22 protein-coding genes are annotated in these 23,786 nt (G+C 60.1%); 8 read left to right on the top strand and 14 right to left on the bottom strand.

All coding sequences use genetic code 11. The annotated features are described in order from the left end of the window. Positions 1–1,221, top strand: a complete 1,221-nt coding sequence (locus BFL40_RS29265; RefSeq protein WP_071487195.1) for a putative DNA modification/repair radical SAM protein — start codon at positions 1–3, stop codon at positions 1,219–1,221. After that, positions 1,218–2,048, top strand: a complete 831-nt coding sequence (locus BFL40_RS29260; RefSeq protein ID WP_071487194.1) for a TIGR03915 family putative DNA repair protein — start codon at positions 1,218–1,220, stop codon at positions 2,046–2,048. Before BFL40_RS29265 ends, BFL40_RS29260 begins: the two co-directional genes overlap by 4 nt. 32 nt (positions 2,049–2,080) lie before the next feature. Here the strand turns inward: BFL40_RS29260 and BFL40_RS29255 are convergent, their stop codons facing one another. From BFL40_RS29255 to ctlX, 7 genes are all read right to left on the bottom strand, one after another. After that, entirely contained in the window at positions 2,081–2,578 is a 498-nt protein-coding gene (locus tag BFL40_RS29255; protein ID WP_071487193.1) for an Lrp/AsnC family transcriptional regulator, read from the bottom strand. A 4-nt stretch (positions 2,579–2,582) separates the two neighbouring features. Continuing rightward, the gene (locus tag BFL40_RS29250) at positions 2,583–3,419 is read right to left on the bottom strand and encodes an ABC transporter ATP-binding protein (protein WP_071487192.1); all 837 of its coding nucleotides are present in this window, start codon (positions 3,417–3,419) and stop codon (positions 2,583–2,585) included. Positions 3,420–3,422: 3 nt separating this feature from the next. Further along, on the bottom strand, positions 3,423–4,136 hold the full coding sequence (locus tag BFL40_RS29245) for an ABC transporter permease (protein ID WP_071487191.1): 714 nt from the start codon (positions 4,134–4,136) through the stop codon (positions 3,423–3,425). Then, entirely contained in the window at positions 4,133–4,834 is a 702-nt protein-coding gene (locus BFL40_RS29240) for an ABC transporter permease (RefSeq protein WP_071487190.1), read from the bottom strand. The genes BFL40_RS29245 and BFL40_RS29240 overlap by 4 nt, the downstream gene beginning before the upstream one ends. A 159-nt stretch (positions 4,835–4,993) precedes the next feature. Beyond that, positions 4,994–5,773 carry an ABC transporter substrate-binding protein gene (locus BFL40_RS29235; protein ID WP_071487189.1) on the bottom strand — a complete coding sequence of 260 codons (780 nt, stop codon included), beginning with the start codon at positions 5,771–5,773 and terminating at the stop codon, positions 4,994–4,996. Positions 5,774–6,029: 256 nt separating this feature from the next. Beyond that, positions 6,030–7,076 (bottom strand): ornithine cyclodeaminase, encoded by a 1,047-nt coding sequence (gene ocd / locus BFL40_RS29230; RefSeq protein WP_071487188.1) that lies wholly within the window; start codon positions 7,074–7,076, stop codon positions 6,030–6,032. Between the two features lie 16 nt (positions 7,077–7,092). Continuing rightward, positions 7,093–8,019, bottom strand: coding sequence for a citrulline utilization hydrolase CtlX (gene ctlX / locus BFL40_RS29225; protein ID WP_071487187.1), 927 nt, complete (start codon positions 8,017–8,019; stop codon positions 7,093–7,095). Positions 8,020–8,320: 301 nt separating this feature from the next. Here ctlX and BFL40_RS33415 point away from each other — a divergent pair, with 301 nt between their 5' ends. Continuing rightward, positions 8,321–9,208 (top strand): GNAT family acetyltransferase, encoded by an 888-nt coding sequence (locus BFL40_RS33415; RefSeq protein WP_074851550.1) that lies wholly within the window; start codon positions 8,321–8,323, stop codon positions 9,206–9,208. 48 nt (positions 9,209–9,256) lie between these two features. On the opposite strand, the gene BFL40_RS29215 is transcribed toward BFL40_RS33415, so the two are convergent. From BFL40_RS29215 to BFL40_RS29195, 5 genes are all read right to left on the bottom strand, one after another. After that, positions 9,257–10,276 carry a branched-chain amino acid aminotransferase gene (locus BFL40_RS29215; protein ID WP_071487186.1) on the bottom strand — a complete coding sequence of 340 codons (1,020 nt, stop codon included), beginning with the start codon at positions 10,274–10,276 and terminating at the stop codon, positions 9,257–9,259. A gap of 105 nt (positions 10,277–10,381) precedes the next feature. Further along, complete coding sequence (lpdA, locus tag BFL40_RS29210) at positions 10,382–11,761, bottom strand: dihydrolipoyl dehydrogenase (RefSeq protein ID WP_071487185.1); 1,380 nt, start codon at positions 11,759–11,761, stop codon at positions 10,382–10,384. Then, positions 11,762–13,036, bottom strand: a complete 1,275-nt coding sequence (locus tag BFL40_RS29205; RefSeq protein ID WP_071487184.1) for a dihydrolipoamide acetyltransferase family protein — start codon at positions 13,034–13,036, stop codon at positions 11,762–11,764. Next, a complete protein-coding gene (locus tag BFL40_RS29200) occupies positions 13,037–14,095 on the bottom strand; it encodes an alpha-ketoacid dehydrogenase subunit beta (protein WP_071487183.1) in 1,059 nt (352 codons plus the stop codon). Position 14,096: 1 nt separating this feature from the next. Then, a complete protein-coding gene (locus BFL40_RS29195; RefSeq protein ID WP_071487182.1) occupies positions 14,097–15,332 on the bottom strand; it encodes a 3-methyl-2-oxobutanoate dehydrogenase (2-methylpropanoyl-transferring) subunit alpha in 1,236 nt (411 codons plus the stop codon). Between the two features lie 195 nt (positions 15,333–15,527). Here BFL40_RS29195 and bkdR point away from each other — a divergent pair, with 195 nt between their 5' ends. Then, on the top strand, positions 15,528–16,016 hold the full coding sequence (gene bkdR / locus BFL40_RS29190; RefSeq protein ID WP_071487181.1) for a Bkd operon transcriptional regulator BkdR: 489 nt from the start codon (positions 15,528–15,530) through the stop codon (positions 16,014–16,016). A 10-nt stretch (positions 16,017–16,026) separates the two neighbouring features. On the opposite strand, the gene BFL40_RS29185 is transcribed toward bkdR, so the two are convergent. After that, complete coding sequence (locus BFL40_RS29185; RefSeq protein WP_083374551.1) at positions 16,027–18,531, bottom strand: UvrD-helicase domain-containing protein; 2,505 nt, start codon at positions 18,529–18,531, stop codon at positions 16,027–16,029. A 202-nt stretch (positions 18,532–18,733) separates the two neighbouring features. Then, positions 18,734–19,597, bottom strand: coding sequence for an MBL fold metallo-hydrolase (locus BFL40_RS29180; protein WP_071487179.1), 864 nt, complete (start codon positions 19,595–19,597; stop codon positions 18,734–18,736). A 94-nt stretch (positions 19,598–19,691) separates the two neighbouring features. Between BFL40_RS29180 and BFL40_RS29175 the strand changes: the two genes are divergently transcribed. The 4 genes from BFL40_RS29175 to BFL40_RS29160 all read left to right on the top strand — a co-directional run bounded on the left by BFL40_RS29175 (position 19,692) and on the right by BFL40_RS29160 (position 23,707). Then, the gene (locus BFL40_RS29175; RefSeq protein ID WP_071487178.1) at positions 19,692–20,027 is read left to right on the top strand and encodes an ArsR/SmtB family transcription factor; all 336 of its coding nucleotides are present in this window, start codon (positions 19,692–19,694) and stop codon (positions 20,025–20,027) included. Positions 20,028–20,079: 52 nt separating this feature from the next. Further along, positions 20,080–21,324, top strand: coding sequence for an NAD(P)/FAD-dependent oxidoreductase (locus BFL40_RS29170; RefSeq protein WP_071487177.1), 1,245 nt, complete (start codon positions 20,080–20,082; stop codon positions 21,322–21,324). Next, positions 21,325–22,131 (top strand): sulfite exporter TauE/SafE family protein, encoded by an 807-nt coding sequence (locus BFL40_RS29165; RefSeq protein WP_071487176.1) that lies wholly within the window; start codon positions 21,325–21,327, stop codon positions 22,129–22,131. It begins immediately after the preceding gene. A gap of 97 nt (positions 22,132–22,228) precedes the next feature. Beyond that, positions 22,229–23,707, top strand: coding sequence for a DASS family sodium-coupled anion symporter (locus tag BFL40_RS29160; RefSeq protein ID WP_071487175.1), 1,479 nt, complete (start codon positions 22,229–22,231; stop codon positions 23,705–23,707). Positions 23,708–23,786: the final 79 nt, after the last annotated feature.

The raw sequence follows: 23,786 nt of genomic DNA, 5'->3' as shown, positions 1-23,786 counted from the left end.
ATGCAGTTGATCGAAAAACTCAGCATCCTCGCCGACGCCGCCAAGTACGACGCATCCTGCGCCAGCAGTGGCGCGCCCAAGCGCAGTTCCGAGGGCAAGGCGGGGCTGGGTTCGACCGATGGCATGGGCATCTGCCACAGCTACACGCCCGACGGGCGTTGTGTGTCGTTGCTCAAGGTGTTGCTCACCAACTTCTGTCTTTACGACTGCCAATATTGCGTCAACCGCCGCTCCAGCGACGTGCCCCGTGCACGCTTCAGCCCGGAGGAGGTGGTCACCCTGACCCTGGATTTCTACCGACGTAATTGCGTCAGCGGGCTGTTTCTCAGTTCCGGCATCATTCGCTCGGCCGACTACACCATGGAGCAGTTGGTCCGAGTCGCCAAACTGTTGCGCGAAGAGCATGACTTTCGCGGTTATATCCACCTCAAGACCATTCCCGAAGCAGACCCTGCGTTGATCACCGAGGCGGGGCGCTATGCCGATCGGCTGAGCGTGAATATTGAATTACCCACCGACGCCAGCCTGCAAACCCTGGCGCCGGAAAAGCAGATCGTCTCGATCAAGCAAGCGATGCAAACCATCTACACCGGCGAGCAGACTGTACTTAACGAACCGCGTGCGCCACGGTTTGCCCCGGCCGGGCAGAGCACGCAGATGATCGTCGGCGCCGACGACACCGACGACAGCACCATCCTTCACGGTGCCGAAGCGTTGTATGGCAACTACAAGCTGCGCCGTGTGTATTACTCGGCGTTCAGCCCCATCCCCAACAGCCCGAAAAGCGTACCCCTGGCCGCGCCGCCGCTGATGCGTGAGCACCGCTTGTATCAGGCGGACTTCCTGCTGCGCAGCTACGGTTTCAGCGCCAACGAGTTATTCGAAGGTCCTGGCCACCTGGCGCTGGATATCGACCCCAAGCTGGCCTGGGCGCTGGAACACCGCGAGGTATTCCCCCTGGACCTGAACCGCGCCGAACCGACTTTGATCGCACGTATCCCCGGCATTGGCCTGCGCACCACCCAGCGCCTGGTGGACCTGCGCCGCGAACGCAAGATCCGTTTCGAAGACCTGGCACGCATGCGTTGCGTGTTGGCCAAGGCCAAGCCGTTTTTCATCACCAGCGACTACCACCCGCAACAGGCGGACAGCACCAGTGTGCTGCTGCGCGAGCAACTGCGTGATCGCCCGCAACCCCAGCAAATGGGGCTGTGGGGATGATCAGCCTGGAGTGCGGCAACCTGTTCGGCACCTGGCGTGAACAGGCGCGCTGGCTGCTCAGCCATCAGGTCGATCCCAGCCAGGTGAGCTGGGGCGAGGCGGAAGTGGCGGACCTGTTTGCCACAGACGAACCGATTCCCGAGGAGCTTGGCCCGTTCCAGGCGCGTATTCCCAAGGCGTTACTGGCGTTGCTGGAATCCGCTGCCGGTTACCACGGCGACCAGCGCTGGAGCCTGTTGTATGAAGTGTTGTGGCGGGTTAGCCATGGCGACCGCACGGCGATGCTGGCGGGGGACAAGCTGGGGAGTGAGTTGCAACGGCGGATCAAGCAGGTGAGTCGCGAAGCCCATCACCTGCATGCGTTTGTGCGGTTTATTGCGTTACCCGCCGGGGCGGGGGCCGAGCTGCCGGAGTATGTGGCCTGGCACGAACCGGCTCACGATATCTTGAAGTCGGCCAGCCAGCATTTCATAGGGCGCATGGGGCGCCATCGCTGGATGATCGCCACGCCACTGGACGGGGTGTATTACGACGGCGAGCAGTTGATTCATCAACGTGAGTGCCCCGAGGCGTGGCGGCAATTGGCGCAGAATGTCGACGATCCCCACAGCGCCATGTGGCTGACGTATTACAGCCACATCTTCAACCCGGCGCGGTTGAATCCCAAGGTGATGGAAGGGCACTTGCCGAGTCGGTTCTGGAAGAATTTGCCGGAGGGCAAGTTGATACCCGGGTTGATCAGTGAGGCGCGGACGGGGAAGCAGAAGGATGGGCAGGCAAAATGGGTTGGGGCCAAGCCCGGTAAGCGGATCAACACCTCACTGTAGGAGCCGGCAAGCCAGCGCCTACAGTGGACAGGTTAGGTCAGCTCCGTGGCAGTGTTTTTCACTACCGCCAACTCCGGATGCGCCACCAACTTATCAATGTGCAACTCATCGTTGTTCAACCAGGTCTCCGTCAGCACGCGGTAATGCTCCATATCGCGGCAGCGCATGCGCAGGCTGTAGTCGAACGGCCCGCTGATCAACTGGCATTCAAACACCTGCGGGCAAGCTTTGACACACGCCTCGAAAGCCTTCTGCGCCGAGCGCCCGCTCTGATTGGACAAGGCCACCAGCACCAGCAGCGACAGGCCCGGTGAGACCATCTGCACATCAATGATCGCCCCATATCCGCGAATCACCCCGCGTCGTTCCAGCTTGCGCACCCGTTCCAGGCAGGGCCTGGGGGTCAGGTGCACCAAGGAGGAGAGCTTTTCGTAGGTGATACGCCCCTGGTGCCGCAGCACGTCGATGATTGCCTCATCGATGCGGTCCAGCGCGGGGGAAGAATGGGGTCCGTTGGCCTTGGTATCCATGAGTTCACTTCAAACGGTTGGAAAGAAATTGCTGCAAGCGTTCGCTGTTGGGGTGGTCGAGGATTTCGGCGCCGCCTTGCTCCTCGACCCGACCCTGGTGCAAAAACAGCACTTGGCTGGACACCTGGCGGGCAAAGCCCATTTCGTGGGTGACCATCAGCATGGTACGACCTTCCTCGGCCAACGTCTGTATGACTTTGAGGACTTCTCCTACAAGTTCTGGGTCGAGCGCTGACGTCGGTTCATCGAACAGGATGATCTCCGGTTCCATCGCCAAGGCGCGGGCGATGGCCACGCGCTGTTGTTGGCCACCGGACAGAAATGCCGGGTATTGATCTGCCACACGGCCCGGCAAGCCGACTTTGTCCAGGTACATCCGCGCACGTTTTTCCGCCTCGGCGGCGCGGACCCCCAGCACCCGGCACGGGGCCATGGTGATGTTTTCCAGCACGGTCATGTGGCTCCACAGGTTGAAATGCTGGAACACCATGGCCAGGCGTGTGCGCAGGTTTTGCAGTTGCGCCTGGTGCGGCGCGCGCGTGCCGGCGCGGCCTTGCTGCATTTCGATGCTGATGCCGTCCAGGGTGATCACTCCGGCGTCCGGCTGCTCCAGAAAGTTGATGCAACGCAGCATCGTGCTTTTGCCCGAGCCGCTGGCGCCGATCAGGCTGATCACATCGCCATTGCGTGCGTTAAGGGACACGCCCTTGAGCACTTCGTGTTCGCCGTAGCGTTTATGGATGCCTTCGACCTGAAGCTTGATCGCAGCGGTTTGTGTGGTTGTTTTGGCTGCGGGTTCATCAACAGGATAAGTGGCCAGGGCCTGCGCGGACTGATTCATGGGTTAGCCTCGGGTAGGAACAAGAAAACGCATCCAGCGACGTTCGGCCAGTCGAAACAGGCCCACCAGTGCAAAGGACAGCAGCATGTAGAGCAGGGCGGCGATACCGAACGCCTGGAACGTCAGGAACGTTTCGGCATTCGCGTCGCGCGCCACCTTGAGGATGTCGGCGACGGTGGCGGTAAACGCCAAGGACGTTGCGTGCAGCATCAAGATCATTTCATTGCTGTAGGACGGCAGCGCACGACGCAGCGCCGCGGGCACCACCACAAACAGGTTCAGCCGCCAGCCGTGCAGGCCATAGGCGCGTGCCGCTTCGATTTCGCCGTGGGGAATATTGCGGATCGCCCCGGCGAAAATTTCTACGGTGTAGGCGCAGGTGTTGAGCACGAAGGCCAGCAGCGTGCAGTTCAGTGCATTGCGGAAAAACTGGTTGAGCAGGGCGTTGTCCTGCACCACCTCCAGGCTGTACAGCCCGGTGTAGCAAATCAGCAGTTGGATATACAGCGGCGTGCCGCGAAACAAATAGGTGTAGACCTCCACCGGCCAGCGCAGCCAGAAGTGCTCCGAAACGCGGGCCAGCGCCAGCGGGATCGACAGGAAAAACCCCACGACCACGGAGATGATGAACAGCCACAAGGTCATGGCGACACCGGACAACCCCGTGCCATCGCTGAACAGATAGGCCAAGCCGTATTGCTGGAACAGTTCGATCATCGCGCCATCCCCTTGATGCCGAGGTTGTAGCGCCGTTCGAGGCGCTTGAAGATGCGGTTGGAGAGGGTGGTGATCACCAGGTAGACCAGGCCCGCGAGGATCAGGAAGTACAGCGGCTCATTCGTGGTTTTGCCGGCGTTCTGCGCGGCCTTTACCAGGTCTGACAGGCCGATGATTGACACCAGCGCCGTGGACTTGAGCAGCACCAGCCAGTTATTGCCCAGGCCCGGCAGGGCAAAGCGCATCAACTGCGGGAACAGCACCAGGTGAAAACGCTGCCAGCGGCTCAAGCCGTAGGCGGTCGCGGCTTCCAACTGGCCGGCGGGCACGCTGAGGATTGCGCCACGGAAGTTCTCGGTGAAATACGCGCCGTAGATAAAGCCCAAGGTGACCACCCCGGCGGTAAACGGGTCGATTTCAAAGTAATCCCAGCCGAACATTTCGCTCAGGTCGTTGAGCCACAGTTGCAGGCTGTAGAAAATCAGCAGGATCAGCACCAGGTCCGGCACGCTGCGGATCAGCGTGGTGTACAGCGTGGCCGGCACCCGCAGCCATTTGACGCTGGAGAGCTTGGCGCCGGCGGCAATCAGGCCGAGGGCGAGGCTCAGGGCCAGCGCCAGGAGCGCCAGCTTGAGCGTCATCCAGGCACCCTGGGCCAGCATCGGGCCGTAGCCCTGCAAGTTGAAGAATTCGTTCACGGGGGAGATCTCCATTGGACATCGAACCGCCATCACCCGCCGTAGCAGCTGCCGAGCCCCGGCGAGGCTGCGTTGGGCGCACCGCTGATTCTGGACCGAGGTGCGGCCAACGCAGCCTCGCTTAAGCTCGACAGCTGCTACGTGTGGGGAAACGGGGGGTTACTCGTTGTAGATGTCTTGATCGCCGAAGTATTTTTTCTGGATTTGTGCGTAGGTGCCATCGGCCTGCACGGCGGCGATGCCCTTGTTGATCAGGTCGCGCAACGCCTGGTCGTTCTTGCGCAGGCCCATGGCGATGTCCAGGGGCAGCGTCGGGTCCTTGAAGGCTGGGCCGGTCTTGAAGTCGGCGCCTTCGGGCTTGGACAGGAAGTTAAGCTGGGCTTCGAGCTTGTCGGTCAGGGTGGCGTCGAGTCGACCGTTTTGCAGGTCGGCGTAGTTCTGCTCCTGGGACTGGTACGCCTTGATCTGCGCACCGAGCTTGGCCAGGTGCGCGCGGGCATAAGCCTCTTGCAGCGAACCTTGCAGCACGCCCACCTGCTTGCCTTTCAGCGATTCAGGGGTATCGCCGAAGTCGGCGCTTTTGCGGGTGATCACCGAGGTTGGGCTGAGGAATAGCCGGTCGCTGAAGTCGATGACTTTCTCGCGGGCCGGGGTCACGGCCATGGAGGACATGATGGCGTCGAACTTACGTGCGCGCAGGGCTGGGATCATGCCGTCGAATTCGTTGTGCACCCAGGTGCATTTGACCTCGAGTTTGGCGCAGATTGCGTTGCCCAATTCGATATCGAAGCCTTGCAGGCTGCCGTCAGCGGCGACGGATTCGAAGGGTGGGTACTCGGGGAATACGCCGAAGCGGATTTCTTTCCAGTCCTGGGCGTGGGCGGCGGTGGCGCACAGTGGCAACAGCAACGCGGCGAAGAGTGATCGCAGTGGAGTCATGTGGAGTCCCTATATTTTGTAATTGATGTCAGGGCAGTGAAAAGGGTACGGCTTGCATTCATTTGCTGACTCTTTGGTCGCGCTCAGAATGCTTCATGATGGTGCGTTTTTTGTGTCGTTTACCCCGTGCAGAAACCGCGAATTGCGCTGTTAAAAAGTGCAATGCAGCGGAATCGGCTGCTGCATGCGCTGAATCGGCTTTTTACCTGTGAGGTTCTGGCCCGCCTTGGGCGCAAAGCGGCAGGCCAGAGCGGTCTCAGGCGCGCTTTTTGTGCTGTGCGCGAGGCTGTTGGGCCAGACGCGCAAACAGGTTTTTCGGGTCGGCCAGGTCCGGCACCAGCTCAAGTGTGCTGCCCACCTCCAACGCCTTGGCCACGTCCAGCACGTAGCGCAGGGCCGAGTAGTCTTCGATGGCAAAACCCACCGAGTCGAACAGGGTGACCTGGCGTGCATTCTCTCGACCAGGTTTCTGGCCGTTGATGACTTGCCACAGCTCGGTCACCGGCGAGTCTTCCGGCATGTGCTGGATTTCCCCTTCGATGCGGCTTTGCGGCTCGTACTCGACGATCACGCGGGAGCGCTCGACGATGCGTCGGTCCAGCTCGGTCTTGCCTGGGCAGTCGCCGCCGACGGCATTGAGGTGCATGCCGGGCTCGATCATCTCGTCGGTCAAGATGGTCGCGTAAGCCTTGTCGGCGGTGACGGTGGTGACGATGTCCGCGCCCTTGACCGCTTCGGCCACGCTGCTGGCCAGGATCACCTTGATCGCCGGGAAGGCCTTGAGGTTGGCCGCCAGCTTGGCGGTGGCCTTGGCGTCGATATCGAACAGGCGGATCTCAGTGATGCCGAGCATCGCGTGGAAGGCCAGGGCTTGGAATTCGCTCTGGGAGCCGTTGCCGATCAGCGCCATGCTGCGGCTGTTATCACGGGCCAGGTAGCGCGCCACCAATGCTGAAGTGGCGGCGGTGCGAATCGCGGTGGTCAGGGTCATTTCCGCGAGCAGCACCGGAATGCCGGTGTCCACATCACCCAGCGCGCCGAAAGCCATCACCGTGAGCATGCCGGCCTGGGTGTTTTTTGGGTGGCCGTTGACGTACTTGAAGGCGTACAGCGACGCGTCGGACACCGGCATCAGCTCAATCACGCCATCCGGGGAGTGGTTGGCCAGGCGCGCGCATTTCTCGAAATCCTGCCAGCGCAGGTAGTCGGCGCGGATGTACTCGGCCATTTCGCTGATGCAGGTCAGCAGGCCTTTTTGCGAGACCAGGTAGCTGAGGTCGTTGACGTCGATATAGCGGGTCATGGCAAGACTCCTTTATTTATTGGAAGGTGGCGCGGGCGGGCAGATGCACTTCCGCCAGCATGCAGCGGGCACTGCCGCCGCCGATGCGTTCGATGTTGTCGATGTTCACCACCACCGGCCGAGTGTGGCGTTCCACATGCTGGCGCTGCGCGGGCTGCAGGGCGCCCCAGGCGCTGGCGGACATCACCAACAGCGGCTGGCCGTCGCGGTCGTGAACTTCGAGCATGTTGCCGGCGAAGGCTTCGAGCTGGTCGAAGTCGAGGGCGAGGATGTCTTTGCCGGTATCGCGCAGGGAGCGTTCCAGGGCCTGGCGTTCGTCGGTGTCTGGCAGGGCTTGCAGGCAGACCACCGAGAGGTCGCGGCCGACGCTCATCATCACGTTGCTGTGGTAGATCGGTGCTTGGTGGCGGTCGACGGCGTGGAATACGCACAGCTGGTAGTCGAGGCGTTCGGCGAACTGGCGCAGGGCGTCATGGTGGGTGCGCCCGGAGTGGCAGGCGTAGCTGATGCGGTGTTGGCGGTCGAGCACCATGCTGCCGGTGCCTTCGAGGAAGATATTCTGTTGTTCGAGGTGGCTCAGGTCGATGGTGCTGTTGATCGCGAAGCGTTGCTCCAGTACTTGCAGCACGCCTTTATTGCGCTCTAGTCGTCGGTTCTGGCCTTCCATCGGGTACAGCACCAGGCTGCCATCGGCGTGGCTGCTCCACCAGTTGTTGGGGAAGATCGAGTCGGGGGTGTGGGGCGCCGGGGTGTCCTGTACCACTAGCACCTCCACGCCGTGTTGGCGCAGGGTGTCGACATAGCCGTCGAACTCTTCCAGCGCTTTGTGCTGCGCGCTGAGTGGATCGAGGGGTGGGCGCTGGAAGCGGTTGTTGATCGCGGTGTCCGGGTTGAAGGCAAAGCGCGCCGGGCGAATCATCAAGACGGTGTTAGTGGTTTGCATGGGTGCACGAAATCCATGGGGTGAGCAGTGGAGCTATTTTGTGCGTTGTGGTGGGTGAATCCCGGCTGAAACAGAGGGGCTGCTCAGCCGGGAGAGCTGAAAAGTGGGGTTTGGCAGCCGAATCGGCTGTAAGGGCGAAACCATAAGCGGCCGTTACCGCAGCAACGGATATGTACTCAATCTACCTAAAGAAAATGGCCAAGCGCCAAGAGCTGTGTAGATATCTATGGCTATCGCAGGCAAGTCAGCTCCCACATTGTTATTGTGGCGTCTGACATAGTTGCGTCAGCCAGGAGGAATCATGTCTACCGCCGTTCGTCTCGCCCAGGCAGCCGATGCCGAGGGGATCAGCCAGGTCATCCTGGCGGCCTTGCACAGCAGCAATGCGCGGGATTACCCGGCGGATGTGATCGCCCGGGTTGCGAGTAACTTCACCCCGGATGCCGTGTTGGCGTTGCTGAAACGTCGCGTTGTGCTGGTGGCAGTCCAGGGCCAAGTGATTGTCGCCACCGCTGCCCTCGATGCCAATGTGGTGCGCTCGGTGTTCGTCAATCCGACGCTGCAAGGGCAGGGTATTGGCCGGCTGCTGATGATTGAAATCGAGTTGCGTGCCCGTGAAGCGGGGGTGACGGTCTTGAGTGTGCCGTCATCGCTGACTGCCGAGCCGTTCTATACCAAGCTTGGGTTTCATACTGTGCGCGACGTTTACCATGGCAACGAGCGCACGCTGGTGATGGAAAAGCCTTTGTCGTCCCGGCACCCCATTGGGCTATACCGCGACCGTCAACATCGGGCACAGGTGGCTGCCTTGTGGCAGGCGGCTTTCGGCTATGACACCGCTCACAACTTGCCGACCCTGGCGATCGATAAAAAACTGGCGGTCAACGACGGGCTGTTCTTCGTGGCCACGGATAAAAAAACCGTGATCGGCACCCTTCTCGCCGGGTACGACGGCCATCGTGGTTGGCTGTATTCGGTGGCGGTGCACAGTGACTATCGTCGGCAAGGCTTGGGTGCCTCGCTGGTGCGGCATGCGGAGCAGGCGTTGATCGCCCTGGGTTGCATGAAGATCAACCTGCAGATCACCGGCGGCAATGATGGGGTGATCGGGTTCTATGAGGCGTTGGGGTATGGGGTGGAGCCCAGGATCAGTATGGGCAAGAAGATTGCGCAGAATATCCCCAAATAAACAAGAACCCCGCCAATTTGGCGGGGTTCTTGTTTAAAGCTGTGTGGCTTAGACCTTGACGATCCAACCTGCTGGCGCTTCAACGTCGCCAGTCTGTACACCGGTCAACTCTTTGTAGAGTTTCTGGGTGATCGGGCCGACTTCGGTCTCGCTGTGGAACACGTGCAGCTTGCCGTTGTACTGGATACCGCCGATTGGCGAGATCACAGCAGCAGTACCGCAAGCGCCGGCTTCCTTGAACTGATCCAGTTTGTCGATGAACACTTCGCCCTCGACCACTTTCAGGCCCAGGCGGGTCTGGGCCAGTTCGATCAGCGACAGACGAGTGATGCCTGGCAGCACCGAAGGCGACTTCGGCGTGATGAACTGGTTGTCGTGGGTGATCCCGAAGAAGTTGGCCGAACCGACTTCTTCGATTTTCGAGTGGGTCATTGGGTCCAGGTAGATCGCATCGGCGAAACCGGATTTTTTAGCTTCCGACCCCGGCATCAGGCTGGCGGCGTAGTTGCCACCGACCTTGGCGGCACCGGTGCCTTGTGGCGCGGCGCGGTCGAAGGTGGAGATCTGGAAGTTGTGTGGCACCAGGCCGCCCTTGAAGTAGGCGCCGACCGGGATCGCGAATACCGAGAAGATGAACTCCGGTGCGGTACGCACGCCGATGTTGTCACCGGTGCCAATCACGAACGGGCGCAGGTACAACGCGCCGCCGCTGCCGTACGGCGGGATGAACCGCTCGTTGGCTTTGACCACTTGTTTGCAGGCTTCAATGAACACGTCGGTCGGTACATGCGGCATCAGCAGGCGGGCGCAGCTGCGTTGCATGCGCGCGGCGTTCTGGTCCGGGCGGAACAGGTTGATCGAGCCGTCTTTGCAGCGATAGGCCTTGAGACCTTCGAAGCACTGCTGGCCATAGTGCAAGGCGGTGGAGCCCTCACTGATGTGCAGCACGTTGTCTTCGGTCAGGGTGCCTTCTTGCCATTCGCCGTTTTTCCAGACCTGGAGAAACCGCTTGTCGGTCTTGATGTAGTCAAAACCCAGCTTGTCCCAATTGATGCTTTCGTTACCCATGACACCCTCTATCTCTGGTCAACCGCCTGGTCGAAGGCAGGCTTGTCGGTTTTTTTCTGGATGGGCGCAACAATACTTCATTCTTGCTTTGTGTGGGAGCGGGCTTTACAGGTGCAGCGCGTGGCCCAAAGCTCTTAACGCGGCTTCCTGCACAGCCTCGCCGAGGGTCGGATGGGCGTGGACAGTGCCCGCCACATCTTCCAGGCGTGAGCCCATTTCCAGGCTCAGGCCGAAGGCGGTGGACAGCTCGGACACGCCGACACCCACGGCTTGCCAGCCGACGATCAGGTGATTATCGCGTCGCGCCACCACCCGTACGAAGCCGGTTTTCGATTCCAGGGTCATCGCCCGGCCATTGGCCGCAAACGGAAAGCTGGAGACGATACAGTCCAGGCCCGCCGCCTTGGCTTCGTCCGGGGTCTTGCCGACGACCACCAGTTCCGGGTCGGTAAAGCACACTGCGGGGATTGCGGCCGGGTTGAATTCGCGGTGTTGACCGCTGATCAGTTCGGCAACCATTTCGCCCTGGGCCATGGCGCGGTGGGCCAGCATCGGCTCACCGCTCAGGTCGCCAATGGCATACACATTGCGCATGCTGGTCTGGCAACGGCTGTCGATCTTGATCGCCGAACCGTTCATCGCAAGGTTCAGCGCTTCGAGGTTCCAGCCCTGAGTGTTGGGTTTACGACCCACGGCCACCAGCACCTGATCGGTTTCCAACGACAGGGTGTCGCCATTCGGGTCACGCACTTGCAGGCAGTTGTTCTCGAAACCGGTGACGCTGTGCTTGAGGTACAGCTTAACGCCTAAGTGCTTCAGGGATTCGTTGACCGGTTGGGTCAGCTCGGCGTCATAGGCGGGCAGGATACGATCCTGCGCCTCGACCACACTGACCTCGGCGCCCAGCTTGCGATAGGCAATGCCCAGCTCCAGGCCGATATAGCCACCACCGACCACGATCAGCCGCTTGGGCACGCTTTTAGGGGCCAGGGCTTCGGTGGAGGAGATGATCGGCCCGCCAATCGGCAGCATCGGCAGGTTGACGCTTTTCGAACCGGTCGCCAGCAACAGGTGTTCGCACTGGATGCGCTGATTGCCGACATCGACGGTTTTGCCGTCCACCACCTTGGCCCAGCCGTGGATCACTTGCACTTTGTGCTTTTTGAGCAGTGCGGCGACGCCGGTGGTCAGGCGGTCGACGATGCCGTCTTTCCATTCCACGCTTTTGCGGATGTCCAAGGTCGGTACATCCACTTCGATACCCAGTTGCGAACCCTGGCTGTGGTGCACGGTTTGCTGGAACTGCTCAGCCACATGGATCAGGGCTTTTGATGGGATACAGCCGATATTCAGGCAGGTGCCGCCCAGCGCCTGGCCTTCCACCAGAATGGTCGGAATGCCCAGCTGGCCGGCCCGAATCGCCGCCACATAACCGCCAGGGCCGCCGCCGATAATCAGCAGTTTGGTATTCAAGGTTTGCATCACTTACTCCAGGAACAGGCTGGCGGGTTGTTCGAGCAGGCCGCGAATGGCCTGGATGAATTGCGCCGCGTCCATGCCATCGACCACGCGGTGATCGAAGGAACTGGAGAGGTTCATCATCTTGCGGATCACGATCTGGCCTTTGATCACCATCGGCCGCTCAACGATGCGGTTGACGCCGACGATGGCCACTTCCGGCAGGTTCAGCACCGGCGTGCTGACGATACCGCCCAACGCACCCAGGCTGGTCAAGGTAATGGTTGAACCCGACAGCTCATCGCGGCTGGCCTTGCCATTGCGCGCGGCGGTGGCCAGGCGTGCGATTTCCTCGGCATTGCCCCACAGGCTGCGGGCTTCGGCGTGACGTACCACCGGCACCATCAAGCCAACGTCGCTCTGGGTGGCGACACCCACATGCACCGCGCCGAGGCGGGTGATGACTTGGGCTTCGTCGTCGTAACGTGCGTTGATCTGCGGGAAGTCACGCAATGCCACGACCATGGCGCGCACGATGAACGGCAGCAGGGTCAGCTTGCCGCGTGTGGCGCCGTGCTTTTCGTTGAGATGCACACGCAGCTCATCCAGGGCGGTGACGTCGATCTCTTCCACATAGCTGAAATGCGCGGCGCGCCGGGTGGCGTCCTGCATACGCTGGGCGATCTTGCGGCGCATGCCGATCACCGGGATCTGTTCTTCGTTATTGCGTTCAGCGTACGGGTTGGCCGTGGCCGAGTGGTTTGCCGGACCCTGGAGCAAGAACGCGTCCAGATCTTCGTGCAAAATCCGGCCCGCCGGGCCAGAGCCCTGAACCAGACGCAGTTGAATCCCAGCGTCCAACGCATGTTTGCGCACAGCGGGGGAGGCCAGGGGGCGTTCGTCGGCTTCACGGGCCACGGGCGCTTGAGCCGCTACGACAGGCACGGGCTTGCTTTCAAGCGGAATCGGTGCCGGTTTGGCTTCGACCACGGGCGCGGCTTTAGCGGGTTCAGCCAGCACTGGTTTATCAAAAACCGGCACATCCTTGGTGTTGCCCGCGCCTTCCACTTCAATGCTGATCAAAATACTGCCCACGGCCATGACTTCACCCGGCTCGCCGCCGAGGGAAATCACTTTGCCGTGCACCGGCGAGGGAATATCCACCATCGCCTTGTCGGTCATTACATCCGCCAGCACCTGGTCTTCAACCACCAAGTCGCCGACCTTTACGTGCCATACCGACAGTTCAACTTCTGCAATGCCTTCGCCAATGTCCGGCATCTTGATAACGTGCGTGCCCATTCAGACCTCCATAACCCGTTTCAACGCCGCGCCCACTCGGGACGGCCCTGGGAAATACGCCCACTCTTGCGCGTGCGGGTAGGGGGTGTCCCAACCGGTGACGCGTTCGATCGGCGCTTCCAGGTGATGGAAGCAATGCTCTTGCACCAGCGACACCAGCTCGGCACCAAAGCCGCAGGTGCGGGTGGCTTCATGCACCACCACGCAACGGCCGGTCTTTTTCACCGACTTGACGATGGTTTCCAGGTCCAGCGGCCACAGGCTGCGCAGGTCGATGACCTCGGCGTCGATGCCGGTTTCTTCGGCGGCGACTTGCGACACATACACGGTGGTGCCGTAGGTCAGCACAGTGACGGCCGAGCCCGGACGCACGATGGCGGCTACATCCAGGGGCACGGTGTAGTAACCATCCGGTACTTGCGCTTGCGGGTGTTTCGACCACGGCGTAACCGGGCGGTCGTGGTGGCCGTCGAACGGGCCGTTGTACAGGCGCTTGGGTTCGAGAAAGATCACCGGGTCATCGTTTTCGATGGAGGCAATCAGCAGGCCCTTGGCGTCATACGGGTTGGACGGCATCACCGTGCGCAGGCCGCAGACTTGGGTGAACACCGCTTCGATACTCTGGCTGTGGGTCTGACCGCCATAGATGCCGCCGCCGCACGGCATGCGCATGGTCAGCGGGGCAGTGAACTGGCCCGCCGAGCGATAACGCAGGCGCGCAGCTTCGGAGATGATCTGGTCGGTGGCCGGGTACACATAGTCGGCGAACTGAATTTCCGCGACCGGACGCAGGCCGTAGGCACCCATGCCCACCGCCACGCCGATGATGCCGCTTTCGGAGATCGGTGCGTCGAATACCCGCGAACTGCCGTATTTGCTCTGCAAGCCTTCGGTGCAACGGAACACGCCGCCGAAGTAACCCACGTCCTGACCGAACACCACTACGTTGTCATCACGTTCGAGCATCACATCCATGGCCGAGCGCAGGGCCTGGATCATGGTCATGGTGGTGGTGGTCATGGCGGTTTCCAATTCGATGCTGTTGTTGTGATCGTTCATGTCAGACCCCCAACTCTTGACGCTGGCGCTTCAAGTGCTCCGGCATCTCTTTATAGACGTCCTCGAACATGGTCGCGGCGCTTGGAATCTGGCCGCCGGCAAGGGTGCCGTACTGTTCGGCTTCTTTTTGCGCGGCAATCACTTCGGCTTCAAGCTCGGCACTGACCGCCGAGTGTTCCTCTTCGGACCACTGGCCAATCTTGATCAGGTGCTGTTTGAGACGGGTAATCGGGTCACCGAGAGGGAAGTGGCTCCAGTCATCGGCAGGGCGATATTTGGACGGATCATCCGAGGTTGAGTGCGGACCTGCGCGGTAGGTGACCCACTCAATCAGCGTTGGCCCCAGGTTGCGGCGCGCGCGCTCGGCAGCCCAGGCGGAGGCGGCGTACACCGCGATAAAGTCGTTGCCATCCACGCGCAGCGAAGCAATGCCACAACCGACGCCGCGTCCGGCGAAGGTGGTGGCTTCACCCCCGGCGATGGCCTGGAAGGTGGAGATGGCCCACTGGTTGTTGACCACGTTGAGAATCACCGGCGCACGGTACACGTGGGCGAAGGTGAGGGCGGTGTGGAAGTCGGCTTCTGCGGTGGCACCGTCGCCGATCCAGGCCGAGGCGATCTTGGTATCGCCCTTGATCGCCGAGGCCATGCCCCAGCCCACGCCTTGTACGAATTGGGTGGCCAGGTTGCCGGAAATCGTGAAGAAACCGTGATCGCGCACCGAATACATGATCGGCAACTGGCGCCCCTTGAGCGGGTCGCGCTCGTTGGACAGCAGTTGGCAGATCAGGTCCACCAGCGGCACTTCACGGGCCATCAGGATGCTTTGCTGGCGGTAGGTGGGGAAGCACATGTCGTCGATGTTCAAGGCCAGGGCCTGGGCGCTGCCGATGGCTTCTTCGCCAAGGCTTTGCATGTAGAACGACATTTTTTTCTGACGCTGGGCGACCACCATACGGTTGTCGAAGATCCGGGTCTTGAGCATGGCGCGCATGCCTTTGCGCAGGATCTCGACGGGAACGCCTTCAGCCCATGGGCCCAGGGCTTGGCCCTGGTCGTCGAGCACGCGAATCAGGCCCTTGGCCAAGTCGGCGGTGTCGGCGGGTTCTACGTCGATGGCGGGTTTGCGCACCAGGCCGGCGTCGGTCAGGCGCAGGTAGGTAAAGTCGGTCTTGCAGCCTGGGCGGCCTGAGGGTTCAGGCACGTGCAGGCGCAGTGGTGCATACGGCTGGGTCATGGCTTTCTACGCTCTATCTTGTGAATTTCTTGTAGTGGGCGCGCTAGCTGACAGTCAGTCTCCGGGTAGGAGAAATCTTGTCCTACAACAATCATAGGCGTGGCGTAGAAGAATATTTATCTCTGTTTCGTTGCACCTGAGATCATTTGCGGATAAAAAAACTGCATAAACATAATAAACAGGTGATTTTGTCTCATGCGCAAACTGGACCGTACCGATATCGGCATTCTCAACGCCCTGCAGGAGAACGCCCGCATCACCAACGCCGACCTGGCCCGCTCGGTCAACCTGTCGCCCACGCCGTGTTTCAACCGGGTGAAGGCGATGGAAGAGTTGGGCTTGATTCGTGACCAGGTCACGTTGCTGGACGCCGACCTGCTGGGGCTGCATGTCAATGTGTTCATTCATGTGAGCCTGGAAAAGCAGAATGAACTGGCATTGCAGCAGTTCGAAGGCGCGATCTCGGACCGGCCGGAAGTGATGGAGTGCTACCTGATGGCCGGCGACCCGGACTATTTGATCCGGGTACTGGTGCCGACGATTCAGTCGCTGGAGCGTTTTATGATGGACTTTCTGACCAAGGTGCCGGGGGTGGCCAACATCCGGTCAAGCTTTGCGCTTAAGCAAGTGCGCTACAAAACGGCGCTGCCGTTGCCGGCCAATGGCATCAACCTGGGCGTTTAGGCGGATAGGGCTATGACGCGCTTGTCGCGTCTGCTGTCTCGCTGGCCGCCCATTTTTCATAGCAATAGGATTTCTGGTCGGCATAACCCGATGCTGTTTCGCCTGCTGCGCTGATTTCACGCTCCAACAACCAGTGGCATTGAAGCTCGGCTCGGGTGATGCCCACATAGGCAAGACGCAAGGCCTCGTCGGCCTGGGCACGGTCATAGGCCATAGGCTTGCCGTCCCCCAGGCCCGCCAAGTTATACAGCTGATTGCGCTTGGATTTGGTCGGCTTGTAAAAGGTATCGCCGATGACGAATACGGTTTGTGCTTGCAGCCCCTTGGACTTGTGAAACGTCATCAACTTGACGTTTCGGTCGTGTTTTCTGGCATCACGCAACAACCCACTCAGGGCCCGCCTGTAGGCGGTGACCACTGTGCCTACCCGAAATACCATCAGGATGCTGTGCCCGTCTTCGTAGGCTTTTTGGACAAGATCCAGAATCGTTTTGTCGGGCTGAATGATCTTTGTCTTGGCCTTCACGTAATGCAAATACACCGGCGATAGGCGGTCAACCACCTTGGCATTCGAGGCGACACCGTGCTTGGCCTTGTCATTCGACGTTGAGCACACCACCTGTTCTGCCGCATCAATGATTGCCTGATGGGAGCGGTAGTTGTTCTGCATGTAGAGCGTTTGTCGTGTGTGGCTGAGAAAGTGCTGGTGAAAGTCCATCAGGTACTGCGGCGAGCTGCCACGCCAGCCGTAAATGCTCTGCCAATCGTCGCCGACCGCCATCAACGAGTTGCCGATACCGGTCTGACCCTGGTTGCGGCGACGAATCTCCTTGCAGCACTGGCGAATCCAGGAAATGTTCAAGCCGGAGACATCCTGGAATTCATCGATCATCAGGTGACGCATACCGTCCAGTTCGGCGGTGGGGATTTTTTTGATCTCCTCGGGGTTGTGTTCACCAAATAGGGCGAATGCTTGATTGAAGGTGATCAGGGGCTTGGGGGACATGCCTTGAAGGTGCGTATGAAAGGCTCGCCAAAAGCCCTTGAGTGCCAGGTAGAACGATTCACGCGCGTCGCCTGGAACAAAGGTCATCTTGCCGATCGCATTGTCGACGTCCAGCCCAAGGTTTTCGATGTAATTGCCTTCCGAGAAAAATACCTGGATCAGGTTGGTTTCTTTCAGCGTGGTGCCAGGCAAGTCGTATTCGAATTGTGGAGCGCTGATGACCATATGTTCAGCGTTGTCCATCAGTGTCTTTGCTGCCGTCACATGATTGAGCAGCACGAAGTTCTTCTTGTAGCAGTCACTGATGATTGCCTGCCTGGCCCAGCTCTCGCGCTTGAGGTTGACGCGGGCGCCCTCGCGAAAAGGGATATCGTCCTGGGTCACACCGGTATCCGGCCAGCCGAGAATCAGCGCTGCGTCATATTCCTCCAGGTACCCATTGACGATATAGGGATGGCCTTCCAAGGTAATGATCTGGCGCTCGCCCACGCCTGCAATCGGCCACAGTCCAAGATCCGTCCAGGCCTTTTCGATGGCGTCACACACTGCCAGGTCTCGCTCGGAGGTCGCCTTGATCGTGTGGGCTCGGTTTTTGCGCATTTTGTCCGTCATCGGCATTGGCGGTGCAAACGCTACCGATTTATAGAGGGCCAGGATGTGCTTTTTGAACTCGGCATCGTGCTTATAAAGGTCATTGAACACCTTATAGAGCACTGCCAACTGTTCGGTGTTGAGGGTGGACGAAAACGGGTTGTCGAGTTCCTCGTCATCGTCCTTCATGTCGGGGCCTAAAAAATCAAAATAACCAAGGGGGCCCCCGGTAAGGGCTTTCATAAAACCGAATATTTTGCTGTGGAACGTGCGCACCAGGCTCTTGATTTGGTCTTCACCGAGAGGGATACCCCAGAGCCCAAAGATCTTGATGATTTTTTTTATCAGGTCTTTTTTCGATTCTTTCGTGAACGTCGTGACTTGAAGGTGATTGAGTGGAATGCCTAAGTGGACGTATTTCAGCACGACCCGCAACGCCAGGGTCGTCGACTTGCCCGAGCCCGCGCCGGCAATCACCGAGGTACAGGTTTTTTCGGCGAAGATCATTGCCCATTGTTCTGCGCTCGGTTGCTCGTGTTCGGGTAAAAACCTGGCTACCTCGGCACGCATTTTTTGCTTGATGGTCTCGGTGACCGGCAGTAACTCGTCATCGAATAAACAGTGATCTTCGCCCGGCAAGGGTGCGACGCTTCGCAGGTCGTTGAACTCAAGAACGGCACGCCCCGCCGCGTAGCCGTCGTCATAACCGATGAGCTTTCCTTCCTCGATGCCGCGCTGTGTGCCTTGCTTGAGCCCCACGGACTTTCCCTTGAGAAACGAAGGGGCATTTATCGCGCCCAGCCCATCGAGTGAAAGGGATAAGAGAGAGGCTAGTAGGCGTTGGGTTACAGAGAGGTGTTGATTCAGGCTGGACGCGGACTCTTCGCCGGGTTCAGGGGAGGGGGGTTGGGTACTCATAGTGTCCTTGCCAATAAAATCCTGACGACGAAGAGCGTCTTCGACGAAAACCGTGTAGTAACAGGCCGCAGAAGCGCACAGGGCCTGGGTGGGAAATATCTATTTCCGAATACTACACGGTGCTGGCTTTTTGGCTACGCCGCGATTGACCTCCACCTGTCTCCGTGCCTGGATCGTTGCAGCCTCGACAAGGGACTGGGTTCTAAAGTTGATTGAGCGGGATTTTCAAATACACCACACCGTTGTCTTCCGCCGGCGGCAAATTCCCCGCCCGCACATTCACCTGGATCGCCGGAAGCAGCAACGTCGGCATCCCCAGTCCGGCATCGCGTTTGGTGCGCATCGTCACAAACGCCGCCTCATCCACGCCGTCATGCACATGAATGTTCCCCGCGCGCTGTTCGGCCACCGTGGTCAGGCATTTGGCTTCACGGCCTTCAGGCGGATAGTCATGGCACACGTACAGTTGGGTTTCAGCTGGGAACGCCAGCAACTTGCGCATCGATGTATATAACTGGTGCGCATCACCGCCAGGAAAGTCGCAGCGGGCAGTGCCGACATCGGGCATGAACAGGGTGTCGCCGACCAGGATCAATCGGTCTTCGATCAGGTAGGCCATATCCGCCGGAGTATGCCCGGGAACATGCAGCGCCTGAGCTTTCAAATTGCCGATATGGAAGATTTCATCGGGGGCAAACAGGTGATCGAACTGCGAGCCATCCACTCGAAACTCCGGCTCCAGGTTGAACAGCTTTTTGAACACGTCCTGAACCTTGCTGATCGACTGGCCAATGGCGATTTTGCCGCCCAACGTGCGGCGCAGGTAAGGCGCTGCGGACAGATGATCGGCGTGGGCGTGAGTTTCCAGCAGCCATTGCACGTGCAGATCGTGCTCACGCACAAAGGTGATCACGTTGTCGGCCTGGGCAGTGTCGGTACGCCCCGAAGCCGGATCGTAGTTGAGCACCGAGTCGACGATGGCACACGGGCCACCGTGGTGTTCATAGATGACGTAGGTGTAGGTCGACGATGCCTCGTCCAGAAAGGCTTGAATCAACGCTGGCATGGCGGCTGTCCCCGATGAAGAAAAAAGTGGTTACAATCAGTTTACGTTTACACATAATGTTTTGAGCTTAAGTGACACAAAGGACCCGAAGCAAATGGAATCTACTCTGAGTGAAGGCGAAGTCGCCCAGTTGCGGGCGTCGGCGTCCAAGGCCTGTTCCTTGCTCAAGGCGCTGGCCAATGAAGACCGCTTGTTGATTCTCTGCCAGTTGACCCAGGGCGAGCGCAATGTCGGTGAGTTGGAAACCATGACGGGCGTACGCCAGCCCACCTTGTCTCAACAGTTGGGCATCCTGCGCGACGAAGGGTTGGTCGCCACCCGTCGAGAAGGCAAATACATCTACTACGGGCTGGCCAGCCACGAAGTGATTCAAGTGATGAAGACCCTGTCCGGGCTGTACTGCGGCGCGGTCATCAAAAGCTGGGCGTGACGCCATCCGGCAGCGACCCTTGTGTGCACGACTATAAGAAAGGCGATCGACCATGAATGACCAACACTGGGGACCGACCATCAGTGGCGATATCGTAGTCATCGGCGGCGGCTCGGCAGGCATCGGCCTGCTGGCCAGCCTGCTCAAGCGTGACCCGCACCTGAATATCACCCTGATCGAACCGAGTGAATACCACTGCTACCAGCCCGCCTGGACCCTGGTGGGCGGCGGTGCCTACGACGTAAAAAAGACTCGGCGCCCCCTCGCTGACGTGCTGCCCAATGGCGTCACCTGGGTGCAGGCCGCCGTCACCGAAGTGCTGGCGGACGAACAGACCCTGGTGCTCGACAGCGGCCAGCGTGTGACCTGGAATAACCTGATCGTCTGCCCCGGCCTGCGCCTGGCCTGGGAGAAAATCGAAGGCCTGGAAGACACCCTCGGTCAGCACGGCGTCACCTCCAACTACAGCTACGAGCACGCCGCCTACACCTGGCAACTGGTGCAGCAACTCAAGGGCGGCAAGGCGATCTTTACTCAGCCGGCCATGCCGATCAAATGCGCGGGTGCGCCGCAAAAAGCCCTGTACCTGTCCTGCGATCATTGGCTCAAGCAAGGCCATCTGAAAAATATCGACGTCGAATTCAACCTCGCGGGTGCCGCACTGTTTGGCGTCGCAACGTTTGTGCCGCCGTTGATGAAATACATCGAGAAATACAAGGCTCGCCTGGCTTTCAACGCCAACCTGGTCAAGGTTGACGGCCCGGCGCGCAAGGCTTGGTTTGAGGTGAAGGATGCCGAGGGCAAGGTCACGGTCGAAGAAAAAACCTTCGATCTGCTGCACGTCGTCCCACCGCAAGTGTCTCCGGACTTTATCCGCCAAAGCTCGCTGGCCGACGCCGCCGGCTGGTGCGAGGTGAACCCCCACAGCCTGCAACACGTGCGCTACTCACATATCTTCGGTCTCGGCGACGTGTGTTCCACCACCAATGCCAAAACCGCCGCCGCCGTGCGCAAGCAAATTGTAGTGGTCGCCGAAAACCTGCTGGCCCTGCGCAAGCAGGCGCCGTTGCCGCTCAAGTACGACGGTTACGGTTCCTGCCCGCTGACGGTGGAGAAGGGCAAGGTGGTGCTGGCCGAGTTCGGCTACGGCGGCAAGCTGCTGCCGACCTTCCCTCTGGACCCGACCCAGGCGCGTCGCTCGATGTGGTTCCTCAAGGCCACGCTGCTGCCGTGGTTCTATTGGAACGGCATGCTCAAGGGGCGCGAGTGGCTGACCGGCCTGAGCAAGGTGGATTAAATGCTGCTGGCCAGTGTGTTGGGATTATTGATGGGCTTGGTCATGGGCCTGACCGGTGCGGGTGGTGGCATTCTCAGTGTTCCGGCGCTGGTGCTGGGGCTGGGTTTGACCATGACCCAGGCCGCCCCGGTGTCGCTGTTGGCGGTTGGCGCGGCGGCAGCGGTCGGGGCGGTCGATGGTTTGCGCCATGGCCTGGTGCGCTATCGCGCGGCGTTGTTGATTGCCTTGCTGGGTGGCTTGTTTTCGCCAGTGGGGGTGTTTTTCGCCCACCAATTGCCGGAGCAACTGCTGATGGGCCTGTTCAGCGCACTGATGGTGCTGGTGGCCTGGCGCATGTTGCAGCGTGAAAAGGTCGAGGCCGGGCCGAGTGACCATGGTACTGCTTCATGGGGGCAGAAGAACTGCATGCTCGATCAGCAGACCGGACGCTTTGCCTGGACCGCCAAGTGCACTGCCACCTTGGCCGCGTTGGGCGCGGTGACTGGCGCGGTATCGGGCTTGCTGGGTGTCGGCGGCGGTTTTCTGATCGTGCCGGCGTTCAAGCAACTGACCGATGTGCAGATGCGCGGGATCGTCGCCACGTCGCTGATGGTGATCAGCCTGATTTCATTGATTGGCGTGGCCGGCGCGTTTCACGCCGGGGTGCGCATCGAACCCATGGGGTGGGTGTTTATCGGTGCGAGCATTGTCGGGATGTTGGTCGGAAGGCGCCTGTGTGCGCTGATCTCCACGCGTACGTTGCAAGTGGGGTTTGCCAGCCTGTGTGTGCTGGTAGCTGCCGGCATGTTGTTAAAGGCTTTCCTCTGAGGGGGCTTGCTGGCGTAGCGCGTTGACACCTGTCAACACGCCGCGCGACGGTTTGCCCCATGCTGCCTTCCTGATGTGAAGGCCGACGGAGAACCCCATGAGCGCCCCCGCAACAACCGCTGCTGCATTCAAGTTACCCCTGGGCCTGGTGGTCGCCGTGCTGGTGATGGTCGGGGTGCTGCTGTTGCCGCTGCCCGCTGACTTACCGGTGGCCGGGCACCGGATGCTGGCGATCCTCGCGTTTGCCGTGGTGGTGTGGATCAGCGAAGCGGTGTCCTATGAAGCCAGCGCGATCATGATTACTGCGTTGATGGCGTTTCTCTTGGGCACCGCACCGTCACTGCAAGACCCTGCGCGCCTGATCGGCTCCAGTCCGGCCATCAGCATGGCCCTCACCGGGTTTGCCAATCCCGCGCTGGCCTTGGTGGCCGGCGCGTTGTTTATTGCCGCCGCCATGACCCACACCGGCCTGGACCGGCGCATCGCCCTGGTGACCTTGACCCGGGTCGGCACCAGTACCCGAGGCATTTTGCTGGGGGCTATTGCCGTGACCATTCTGCTGAGCCTGGTGGTGCCCAGCGCCACGGCGCGCAGTGCCTGTGTGGTGCCGATCATGATGGGAGTGATCGCCGCATTCGGCGTCGACAAACGTTCCAATATTGCCGCTGGAATCATGATTGTCGTGGCCCAGGGTACGAGTATCTGGAATGTCGGTATCCAGACCGCTGCTGCGCAGAATCTGCTGACGGTCGGGTTTATGGACAAGATGCTCGGCCAGCGAGTGTCGTGGATCGACTGGTTGATCGCGGGTGCGCCGTGGGCGGTGATCATGTCGGCGGTGTTGCTGTTTTTGGTGATCAAACTGCTGCCGCCGGAAGCCGATAGCATCCCTGGTGGTAAGGAAGCGGTGGCTCAGTCGCTGGTGGACATTGGTCCGATGACGGGGCCACAAAAGCGCCTGCTGACGGTGTCGGTATTGCTGCTATTGGCTTGGGCCACCGAAGGGCGCTTGCACAGTTTCGATACCACCTCGACCACCTATGCGGGTTTGGTATTTCTACTGTTGCCGGGAATTGGGGTGATGACCTGGAAGGATGTGCAGTCGCGTATTCCGTGGGGTACGGTGATTGTGTTTGGTGTTGGCATCAGCCTTGGTACGGCGTTGCTGACCACTCAGGCCGGGCAGTGGCTGGGGTCTCAGGTGGTGGCGCACACTGGGTTGGATCAGGTCGGGTCGTTGGGGGTGTTTGCGATCCTTGGGGCGTTTCTGATTGTGATTCACTTGGGGTTTGCCAGTGCCACGGCGTTGACCTCGGCGTTGTTGCCTATTTTGATCGCGGTGTTGCAGACCTTGCCCGGTGAGTTCAGTCGGCTGGGGATGACGATGTTGCTGGGGTTTGTGATGAGCTACGGGTTTATCCTGCCGATTAATGCGCCGCAGAATATGGTGTGCTTGGGGACTGGGACGTTTACGGCGCGGCAGTTTGCCAAGGTGGGGATTTTGGTGACGCTGGTGGGGTATGGGTTGATGCTGGTGTTTGCGGCGACCTATTGGAGCTGGTTGGGGTGGATTTGATAGGCCAGTTGGTTGTGCCGGGTACATATCCGTTGGTGCGGTAACGGCCTCTATTGGTCCCGTTTTTACAGCCAGCCCT

This window comes from Pseudomonas costantinii, from assembly GCF_001870435.1.
GTDB lineage: Bacteria > Pseudomonadota > Gammaproteobacteria > Pseudomonadales > Pseudomonadaceae > Aquipseudomonas > Aquipseudomonas costantinii.
This window is presented reverse-complemented; position numbering and strand designations above follow the sequence as displayed.

Coding starts and splice junctions, on each gene's coding strand:
- BFL40_RS29265 (WP_071487195.1), top strand. CDS start 1: ATGCAGTTGATCGAAAAACTCAGCATCCTCGCCGACGCCGCCAAGTAC.
- BFL40_RS29260 (WP_071487194.1), top strand. CDS start 1,218: ATGATCAGCCTGGAGTGCGGCAACCTGTTCGGCACCTGGCGTGAACAG.
- BFL40_RS29255 (WP_071487193.1), bottom strand. CDS start 2,578: ATGGATACCAAGGCCAACGGACCCCATTCTTCCCCCGCGCTGGACCGC.
- BFL40_RS29250 (WP_071487192.1), bottom strand. CDS start 3,419: ATGAATCAGTCCGCGCAGGCCCTGGCCACTTATCCTGTTGATGAACCC.
- BFL40_RS29245 (WP_071487191.1), bottom strand. CDS start 4,136: ATGATCGAACTGTTCCAGCAATACGGCTTGGCCTATCTGTTCAGCGAT.
- BFL40_RS29235 (WP_071487189.1), bottom strand. CDS start 5,773: ATGACTCCACTGCGATCACTCTTCGCCGCGTTGCTGTTGCCACTGTGC.
- ocd (WP_071487188.1), bottom strand. CDS start 7,076: ATGACCCGCTATATCGACGTCAACGACCTCAGCTACCTGGTCTCGCAA.
- ctlX (WP_071487187.1), bottom strand. CDS start 8,019: ATGCAAACCACTAACACCGTCTTGATGATTCGCCCGGCGCGCTTTGCC.
- BFL40_RS33415 (WP_074851550.1), top strand. CDS start 8,321: ATGTCTACCGCCGTTCGTCTCGCCCAGGCAGCCGATGCCGAGGGGATC.
- BFL40_RS29215 (WP_071487186.1), bottom strand. CDS start 10,276: ATGGGTAACGAAAGCATCAATTGGGACAAGCTGGGTTTTGACTACATC.
- BFL40_RS29205 (WP_071487184.1), bottom strand. CDS start 13,036: ATGGGCACGCACGTTATCAAGATGCCGGACATTGGCGAAGGCATTGCA.
- BFL40_RS29200 (WP_071487183.1), bottom strand. CDS start 14,095: ATGAACGATCACAACAACAGCATCGAATTGGAAACCGCCATGACCACC.
- BFL40_RS29195 (WP_071487182.1), bottom strand. CDS start 15,332: ATGACCCAGCCGTATGCACCACTGCGCCTGCACGTGCCTGAACCCTCA.
- bkdR (WP_071487181.1), top strand. CDS start 15,528: ATGCGCAAACTGGACCGTACCGATATCGGCATTCTCAACGCCCTGCAG.
- BFL40_RS29185 (WP_083374551.1), bottom strand. CDS start 18,531: ATGAGTACCCAACCCCCCTCCCCTGAACCCGGCGAAGAGTCCGCGTCC.
- BFL40_RS29180 (WP_071487179.1), bottom strand. CDS start 19,597: ATGCCAGCGTTGATTCAAGCCTTTCTGGACGAGGCATCGTCGACCTAC.
- BFL40_RS29175 (WP_071487178.1), top strand. CDS start 19,692: ATGGAATCTACTCTGAGTGAAGGCGAAGTCGCCCAGTTGCGGGCGTCG.
- BFL40_RS29170 (WP_071487177.1), top strand. CDS start 20,080: ATGAATGACCAACACTGGGGACCGACCATCAGTGGCGATATCGTAGTC.
- BFL40_RS29165 (WP_071487176.1), top strand. CDS start 21,325: ATGCTGCTGGCCAGTGTGTTGGGATTATTGATGGGCTTGGTCATGGGC.
- BFL40_RS29160 (WP_071487175.1), top strand. CDS start 22,229: ATGAGCGCCCCCGCAACAACCGCTGCTGCATTCAAGTTACCCCTGGGC.